Here is an 8,954-nt window from a genome sequence, read left to right on the forward strand (position 1 = left end):
CACACCTTTAGGCAAGTAGAAAGTTGCGCTCGCACAAATTAGAGCGCTGTCACGCCGCAACGCCTTGGGCCTTGCGACGGGCTGCGATTTTGGCAAAAGCCGCAACCGCACGCGTAATGTCTTCGTCTGTCGTGTCGGGACCGAGCGAGATGCGCAAGGCACCCAGCTGTGGATCCCGGCCCATCGCCATCAGCACATGGCTCTCGCCGACCTTGCCCGAAGAGCAGGCTGAACCGGCCGAAAGCGCGATCCCCTCGATATCGAAGGCGATCTGACCCGTTTCCGCCTTCAGCCCCGGCAGGGTGAAGAAGCAGGTATTGCCAACGCGGTGAACGTCCGCACCATGGATCATCACATCGGCGGCAGCTTTGCGCATCTCGCCTTCAAGCCGATCCCGCAACAAGCTTATACCGTCATTGCGCTCATCGAGGTCTTCGCTCATCGCCGCAGCCGCAGCGCCGAAGCCGACGATCGCGTGAAAATTCTCGGTCCCCGAACGGTGACCCTTCTCCTGCCCGCCGCCTCGGATCAGCGGCTTCGGCATCAGCACTTCGCCGCGCGAGATCAGGGCGCCGACGCCCTTCGGACCACCAATCTTGTGCGACGAAATCACCACGAAGTCAGCATCCAGCCTGTTGATATCGACCGGGATACGACCGACAGCCTGCACCGCATCGACGACCAGAAGCCCGCGATGCCTGTGGACGATCTCCGCAGCTTCAGACACCGGCTGGATCACGCCCGTCTCGTTATTGACCAGCATCAGCCCGACCATAGGAAGGCCCAATAAGTCGTCATGCACTGCGAGCAACTTTTCCAGCGCCGAAAGATCCACGATACCGGTGGTTGTCACCGGTATCTCGATCACCTGGGCAGGATCGAACCTGCCGCCTTCGCGGATCGCGGGATGCTCGATCGCCGAAACGTAAAGAGCGCCGATCGCGACCGGTGCACGGCCCATCCGGTAGTCCGGCGTCAGAACATGGTTCGATGCCTCCGTCGCACCGCTGGTAAAGGTAACATGCGCGGGCTCTGCGCCGACCAAGGCCGCAACCTGGCGCCGCGCCTTGTCGACGGCCGCGCGCGACAACCGGCCCTCACCATGCACCGACGACGCGTTGCCGGGAAGCTGAAGGGCCTCCAGCATCGCAGCACGCGCCGGCGCGCTCAAAGGCGCGGTCGCGTTCCAGTCGAGATAGGTGCGGTTCAACGCCATTGCCTGATCAGATTCCGTCCCTAATTACCGTTGGGTCTCATCTAGGGTTGCCGCAGGCCGCATTTTTCTTGAAATTCCGGCCACGCTTGCCTTAAGAGACATCGCATCGGGCGCTGCCAAGGCGGCCCCAATTTCGAATGGTTCTAAACTGGGTTTTAGAAAAGCTGAGCGGCTTCGTCAAGTCAAACTCGACGGATGAACCGTGGATAGCAACCCAGTCTGGCATCAGATCACGTTTGACCGACCGGAGTACCGATGCCCGAAGTGATTTTCAACGGCCCTGCAGGCCGCCTGGAGGGCCGTTATCAGCCTTCCAAGGAAAAGAGCGCACCGATCGCCATCATCCTGCATCCGCATCCGCAGTTCGGCGGCACGATGAACAACCAGATCGTATACCAGCTCTTCTACATGTTCCAGAAGCGCGGTTTCACGACGCTCCGCTTCAACTTCCGTTCGATCGGACGCAGCCAGGGCGAATTCGACCACGGCGCCGGCGAACTATCCGACGCAGCTTCGGCACTCGACTGGGTCCAGAGCCTGCATCCCGATTCGAAGAGCTGTTGGGTCGGCGGTTATTCCTTCGGCGCGTGGATCGGCATGCAGCTTCTGATGCGACGCCCCGAAATCGAAGGCTTCATCTCCGTTGCGCCGCAGCCGAACATCTACGACTTCTCGTTCCTGGCGCCCTGCCCATCCTCCGGCCTCATCATCAACGGCGATGCGGATAGGGTTGCACCGGAAAAGGACGTGAACGGCCTCGTCGAGAAGCTGAAGACCCAGAAGGGCATCCTCATCACGCACAAGATCGTCGAGGGCGCCAACCACTTCTTCAACGGCCAGACCGAGACGCTCATGGGCGAGTGCGAGGATTACCTCGATCGCCGCCTCAATGGTGAACTTGTGCCCGAGCCGGCTGCAAAGCGCATCCGCTAAGGCTACTGTGCATCGAAGAAACAAAAATGGCCGCGTTTGCGGCCATTTTCGTATCTTCAGTTGACCGGTCGCACATGTGCCGCACGCGGACGCCCATCGTCTGACGTCGCTTCATGAACCCGGTTACGGCCGGCCCGCTTCGCGGCATAGAGCGCCACATCCGCCTGCCGGAACATTTCGTCGAGCGCGTCGGGACTGGTGAGATTGGCGACGCCGAAACTCGCCGTGATCCTTGAGGTGGGTGGCAGACCCGCCACCGACATCGCCATCGTGCCGCCCCTCAGAGCCTGAGCCACCATCAGCGCAACGTCCATCGGCGTGTTGGGAAGGAACACGGAGAACTCTTCGCCGCCCATCCGGCCGACGATTGCTTCTTTTGGCGCGCAGGAGGAAAGCAAGGTCCCAAAACTCTGGATCACCATATCCCCGGCATGATGCCCATAGGTGTCATTGATGGTCTTGAACCTGTCGAGGTCGCATAAAACCACCGCATGCGGTCCTTTTGGAAACGTCGCGATTGCGGATCTCACCCGGCGCTCGAAGCCGCGCCGGTTTGCAAGGCCCGACAGAGCGTCGCTTTCCGACACGCTGCGTTCATCCGCCATGATTTCGAGCACCAGTACCGACAGCAGTGTCAGGCCGACCGCGACCATCAGAACGGCCGTCAGGCTCTGGGAGATCAGCGCATAGTCGGTGCGGATATAATCTGTCGCGACGGACCCGGCACCAACGGCGATCGCAAGTACGGCCTTCGCGATGAAGTGTACCCCTGTGACCGCAAGGAGCGCGCACACGACCTTGTCGATCAGCAGTTGCCGGTTCGAGCGCAACAAAGCCTGCAGAACCACGCCGGCGCTTGCGAGGATAACCAGGGCAAACGGAGTCTGGTAGGAAAATGCGTGAAGCGGCGTGCCGGGCCGCAGATCATAGACGAAGACGTTTCCGAAGGAGCTGACGGCGAACATCAATCCGGCAAGTCGACGGTTGATGCGAACGTCATAGAGACTGCCAATGCCGAAAAGCAGGAAAATCATGCCACCGAGAACGGTTGCAAAAGCTCCGATCGCCCAGGGACGCGGAAAGGGCAGATAGGCGACGGCAATCTCGCAAACAGCGGCCAGTGAAGCGACGCCGAAACCGGCCCCGAACCAAAGCGCGGCAACGCGCGACCGACTGCGGGTGGAAACAACCGCAAACACGATACAGAAACATATCGCGACGACGAAATTCACCCCCAGGAAAAAAACTGCCCCGTTCATCAACCCAACAATGCATTTAGAAAATAAGGAATGCCGCAGTCCTGCCTTCACCTTAGTGGCTTGGCAGAAAACAAAAGATTAATGAACCATGACGGCGAGTCACAGATAAGTGCAAGCGCATTTCGCTGCATTTTTGGAGTGATAAACCACCAAAACAGTGCTAGACGCCGGCTCTCAAGACAAAAAACGCATCCACAGAGAAGTAAGATGTCCAGGTTCAAGTCCGATTTCCTCCACACGCTCGATGAGCGTGGCTTCATTCACCAGATTTCCGACGAATCGGGTCTCGACGAACTGTTCGCCAAGGAAACCGTGACGGCCTATATTGGCTTTGACCCGACGGCACCAAGCCTTCACGCAGGCGGCCTCATCCAGATCATGATGCTGCACTGGATGCAGCAGACCGGCCACCGGCCGATCTCCCTGATGGGCGGCGGCACCGGCATGGTCGGCGATCCATCCTTCAAGGATGACGCGCGCCAGTTGATGACGATCGACACGATCGAAAGCAATATAGCTTCCATCAAGCGCGTCTTTTCCAACTACCTGAGCTACGGCGAAGGTCAGAAGGATGCGCTGATGATCAATAACGGCGACTGGCTGCGCGACCTCAACTACCTCGAATTCCTGCGCGATGTCGGCCGTCATTTCTCGGTCAACCGCATGCTGTCCTTCGACAGCGTCAAGACGCGCCTCGACCGCGAGCAGTCGCTGTCCTTCCTCGAATTCAACTACATGATCCTTCAGGCCTATGATTTCGTGGAGCTCAACCAGCGCTACGGTTGCCGCCTGCAGATGGGCGGCTCCGACCAGTGGGGCAATATCGTCAACGGGATCGACCTTGGTCACCGCATGGGGACACCGCAGCTCTACGCTCTCACCTCGCCGCTTCTGACGACGTCGTCGGGTGCCAAGATGGGCAAGTCCATGAACGGCGCGGTCTGGCTCAACCCGGACATGCTGTCGGCCTATGACTTCTGGCAGTACTGGCGCAACACCGAGGACGCGGACGTCTCGCGCTTCCTGAAGCTCTACACCACGCTGCCCATGGACGAGATTGCCCGCCTCTCAGCACTTGCCGGTTCGGAAATCAACGAGGTCAAGAAAATCCTCGCGACGGAAGTCACCGCCATGCTGCACGGCCGCGACAATGCCGAACAAGCGGCTGAAACCGCCCGCAAGACGTTCGAGGAAGGTGCGCTCGCCGACAACCTGCCGTCGATCGACGTCGCATCGTCGGAACTGGAGGCTGGTCTTGGCCTCCTGGCACTGATCGTCAAGGCAGGCCTTGCAGCCTCCAACGGCGAAGCTCGCCGGCATATCCAGGGTGGTGCCGTGCGCATCAACGATACGGCGGTCTCGGACGAACGCGCTGTCATCGGCACCGGCGACGTCACGGCCGACGGCGTGATCAAGCTGTCGCTCGGCAAGAAGAAGCATATCCTCGTCCGCCCGGCCTGAGTGCCAGCGGTCTGCAGAACAATGAACAGGCCTCGTTCGCGAGGCCTTTTTTTTATTGGAACTCGAAGATCTGTCGGAACACGCCGGGTGCGATGATCGACAGCGGATTTATCGTCAGCTTCGGCTTGTCGAAGACGCCTTCGAGCTTGAAGGTGATGCCGATCAGTCCGCGGTCTCGTCCGTTGCCGAGGATGGCACCGATCAGCGGAAGCTCGCCGAAAAGCCGGTTGATTCCATAGGCCGGCATGAAGGTGCCGGTCATGTCCATGCTGCCGCGGGCGTCGCGCAGCATGCCCTGGAATGTCGCGCCGATCTGCTCGCCACGAACGATGCCGTTGGCAACAGAGAGCGCACCGTTCCGGTAAACGAGCGAGGCAAAACCGCGCTGGAAGCGCGCGGCGTTGAGATCGATTTCCTTCTTGACCGCCTTGCTGAGGCTTTCCCCATCCCGGCCCACAGGGGTCGACACCAGCGATTGCAGGCGCTGCTCGTCCACCAAAGCGAAGCTTCGGATGTCGACATTGCCGGCCCAGTCGGACCCTTGCGATCGCAGCCGCAAATTGAGAAGACCGCCCCGCATGTTGTTGTAGATATTGGCAAACCGCACGACGGCGCCGGCATCGCCGCTGGTCATCGAGATCGTGTTGCCCTTCGTTATGTCGCTGACAACCGCCTGCCCGCTTTCCGTTACGGCGGAAAGGTCGGCCGAGGCAATGTCGCCATCGCGTATCGCAAACAACAGATTGACGTTCGACAGGGCCTCGTCGTTGAAGCCGACCATGCGATCGAGCTTGGCACGGATCGTCGCGCCACCGCTGCTTTTGGCAGAGGAACCCGACCCACTTGCACTAGGCGTAGCCGAGCGAAGTTTGGTGATGATAGGCCTTATATCGGCAGAGGATCCGCCGATCGACACATCGAAGACACCCTTCGACTGCTTCACCGCAACGCTGAAATTATCGGACGGCGACAGGCGGGCGCTCGAAAACTCCGCCGACGAGAGGCTACCATTGGTGAGGACGATATTGCCCTGCGCGCCAAACCCGTCGCCCACCAGTTCGAAGTTCTTGAGCTCTGTCCGCTGGAGTCCCTCCCCGGCAATCTCGAACTGCGCCTTGGCACCGACGCCGTTGCCCTTCGTCCAGCCGATGCCCGGGATCGAGAGCGCAGAGCGCGTCAGATCGAGGCTGACGCCTTGCCTGGTATCATCGAGCCTGGTCAGTTCCACGCTGATCGTGCCCTGGACGATCTCCGAGAGACCGGGCACCAGTTTGTCCCTCTGGCTGTCGCTGAGAACTGCCTTGATGACCTGTTCACGCTTGACAGTCGACGCGCTGTCGATCGGCTGCACGAGGGTGACGTCTGCCGGCACCTCGTCGATCGCAGCCTTCGCGCTCAGTCTGGCGGCCTGCGGATCGATATCGAGCGTGCCGTCGATATTGGAAATCTTGCGACCGGACACCGGCGTTGCCAGCGCAACGTCGCGCAGATCCGCATGCGCATTCCAGACCGGCTTCGGCGGGTTCTGGTCATTGACCAGACCAAACTGCGCCTTCACATCCACCTTGGCAGTGCCGGAAAAATCCGATGGCTTGAACTCTGTGTTTTTGAGGCCGTTGATGGGCTTGAAACTCGTGAGTTCCGCGATGGCATCCGCCGGCCCGCTCAGTTTCAGCGCGATATCGGCCATCAGCGGCTTCGCGTAGGTCGATGGGATCGAGAAACGCCCTCCCTCAACCTTGACCGCGCGCCCCGACGGAAAAAACGAACCCGCTTGCGTGATGTCGACCTGCATCGCTTCACCCTTCAGGTCGAAACGGCCGTAGATGTCGCGAAGCGGCGGGATGTCGGCGGGCAGGTTGACGCGCCCGTCGGCAAGGTCGAAACTGATCTGCAGTTCGTTGCGGTTGAGATCGAGCGGAACGCCCGGTCCCTTCATCCGTCCTGCCGGAATGAAGACGGCGATGGAGCCGTTGCTCAGCGTTCCCCCGAACATGTTTCCCATCACCCAGTCGCGTGCCTTGCGGGCCATCCAGAAGGGCCAGAGCTGCTTGATTGCAGTCACCTGCATCTGTGGCAACTGACCGCCGAAGCTGATTTCCGGAGACTGCGTGCCGAAGCGCACTTTCAGCGCAGCGGCCATCCGCCCAAGCGGACTGGACATCGCCATCTCGTCGAACTGCAACTCGCGATCGGCCGAGAGATAGCGTCCGACGGCTTTCAGATCGAACTGTGCCGGTTCTTCGGCGTTCGACGCGCCGGCTGCTGTTCCTCCGCTGACAAGGAGATCGAGGCCGAACCCCGGCCGGTGGTCTGCCGGATCGACCCTATTGAGATCGACGACCGCGCCGGTGAACGGAAGGACAGTCGGGCCAAAACGCGCTTCCGATCTCTGGATTTCGATCGCGTCCTTGGTGAAATCATAGGCGACGTCGATATCCGCGCCGCTGAAGGGCTGCTCGATACTGTCGAAATAGAACCGTCCGGGCGACTGCTTGAGCTTTGCGGTGATGACCGGAACAGTGGTCTCGCGCGAACGGGTGGCAGCAAGTTCAAGATCGACGGCACTGTCCAGCCCTTCGCGCGGCATCCCGGCTGCATCCCGATGCAACAGGAAGGACGTCACGTCCAGCCCCATGAGCTTTGCGGAAAGTCCGGTCGTCACGCCTTCGATAGTCTGGGATCCTGCCACCAGCGTTGCCTGGCGGTCGTTAAGGCTGACGATCCCCCTGATATCGATCTCGCCCTCGATGTTGCGCTGCATATTGAGCTCGTTGACGACGAACATCAGCGGCTTCTGGCCAGGGGCAGACGGCAGCACGATTTCGATGCCGGCAATCCTAACGAAAGCGGTGCCGGTACGCTCGATCAGGCCGCGCACTTCATCAAGGCGCTGGAACGCCTGCTCGAGCAGCTTCGGCATCGCATCGACGCGAACCTGCGACAGCGCCATAGGGTCGCCTGCCGGCAACTGCGCCGTCTCCAGCCGAATGCCTTGCGCGGAAATGTTGTTGATGGAAACGCGGCCGCCGAGAAGCTTCATCGGATCGATCGCCATCCGCAGCGCTTCGGCACGGCTCAGCCGCTGACCGCTCGCTTGCTCGACGATATCCACGTCGCGCGCCTCGATCGCGATCCGCATCACCGAATCAAACCGGATCGCCGTCGAACCGACCGAAGCGACATAACGGGGTCCGATCGCGTTGTTGAGGGCCGACTGGGCCCGCGCCGTCAGCGCGCCGTCGACGACGCCGCTCTCGATGGCGACAATCGCAGTTCCGGCAGCAGCCAGAACCAGCATCGTAAACAGCAAAAAAGTCTTGCCCACGCGGCGCATGCGCGATCGGCGCGGTGGGCAGTGTACGATAATGGGATCTTCCGCCTGTGCAGAGGGAAGTTCGTGCAGCGGAACCATATCCTTGCGGTTGAAGCTGACCTTTTCGCCGCGAATTTCCGCCATCAGGCTGACATTACCTTCTCAAGACCCGCTGCAGCCTGACTAGACGCAACGGGCACCAATAGACTACCGATGGGCCGACAATTGCTCAAGATCCCGGCGAAAGAAAGGAAATTCATGTCTGAATTGGCCATTGGCGACATCGCCCCACAGTTCGATATTCCCCGCGACGGCGGTGGTACCGTCTCGCTGCAGACGTTCGCCGGCAAGCCGGTGGTTCTCTACTTCTATCCAAAGGACGATACCAGCGGCTGCACGACCGAAGCGCTGGCGTTCACGGCCCTCCTCCCCGAGTTCGAAAAAACCGGCGCCGCCGTCATCGGCGTGTCCCCGGACACGGTGAAGAAGCACGACAAGTTCGTCGAGAAACATGCGCTCGCAGTGATCCTCGGATCGGACGAGGATACCGCCGTCGCAAATCTCTACGGCGTCTGGAAGGAAAAGAGCATGTACGGGCGCAAGTACATGGGAATCGACCGCACGACGTTCCTGATCGATGCCCATGGCCGGATCGCAAATATCTGGCCGAAGGTAAAGGTTGCCGGTCACGCCGAAGAGGTGCTGAAAGCCGTACAGGCCCTGTAAGCCAGACACCTCCCTGTCGCATGTTGATGCGACAGGGAGGTGT

The 8,954-nt window shown here is 60.4% G+C and carries 6 protein-coding genes; 3 read left to right on the forward strand and 3 right to left on the reverse strand.

Annotation, left to right across the window (positions count from 1 at the left end; translation table 11 throughout):
* Positions 1 to 49: 49 nt before the first annotated feature.
* Positions 50 to 1,216: a cysteine desulfurase family protein gene (locus ASF70_RS15195; protein WP_062580800.1), complete on the reverse strand. Its 1,167-nt coding sequence runs from the start codon at positions 1,214 to 1,216 to the stop codon at positions 50 to 52.
* 255 nt (positions 1,217 to 1,471) lie between these two features.
* On the opposite strand from ASF70_RS15195, the gene ASF70_RS15200 reads away from it, so the two are divergent.
* On the forward strand, positions 1,472 to 2,149 hold the full coding sequence (locus ASF70_RS15200; protein WP_062580802.1) for an alpha/beta hydrolase: 678 nt from the start codon (positions 1,472 to 1,474) through the stop codon (positions 2,147 to 2,149).
* A 56-nt stretch (positions 2,150 to 2,205) separates the two neighbouring features.
* Here ASF70_RS15200 and ASF70_RS15205 read toward each other — a convergent pair whose 3' ends face one another.
* On the reverse strand, positions 2,206 to 3,408 hold the full coding sequence (locus tag ASF70_RS15205; RefSeq protein WP_062580804.1) for a GGDEF domain-containing protein: 1,203 nt from the start codon (positions 3,406 to 3,408) through the stop codon (positions 2,206 to 2,208).
* Between the two features lie 207 nt (positions 3,409 to 3,615).
* Between ASF70_RS15205 and tyrS the strand changes: the two genes are divergently transcribed.
* Positions 3,616 to 4,869 carry a tyrosine--tRNA ligase gene (tyrS, locus tag ASF70_RS15210; protein ID WP_062456711.1) on the forward strand — a complete coding sequence of 418 codons (1,254 nt, stop codon included), beginning with the start codon at positions 3,616 to 3,618 and terminating at the stop codon, positions 4,867 to 4,869.
* Positions 4,870 to 4,921: 52 nt separating this feature from the next.
* Here the strand turns inward: tyrS and ASF70_RS15215 are convergent, their stop codons facing one another.
* Positions 4,922 to 8,329, reverse strand: a complete 3,408-nt coding sequence (locus tag ASF70_RS15215) for a DUF3971 domain-containing protein (protein WP_062580806.1) — start codon at positions 8,327 to 8,329, stop codon at positions 4,922 to 4,924.
* Positions 8,330 to 8,443: 114 nt separating this feature from the next.
* Here ASF70_RS15215 and bcp point away from each other — a divergent pair, with 114 nt between their 5' ends.
* Complete coding sequence (gene bcp, locus ASF70_RS15220) at positions 8,444 to 8,911, forward strand: thioredoxin-dependent thiol peroxidase (RefSeq protein ID WP_062580808.1); 468 nt, start codon at positions 8,444 to 8,446, stop codon at positions 8,909 to 8,911.
* Positions 8,912 to 8,954: the final 43 nt, after the last annotated feature.

Origin of the sequence: Rhizobium sp. Leaf321, assembly GCF_001423215.1 — a bacterium.
GTDB classification, from domain to species: Bacteria; Pseudomonadota; Alphaproteobacteria; order Rhizobiales; family Rhizobiaceae; genus Neorhizobium; species Neorhizobium soli.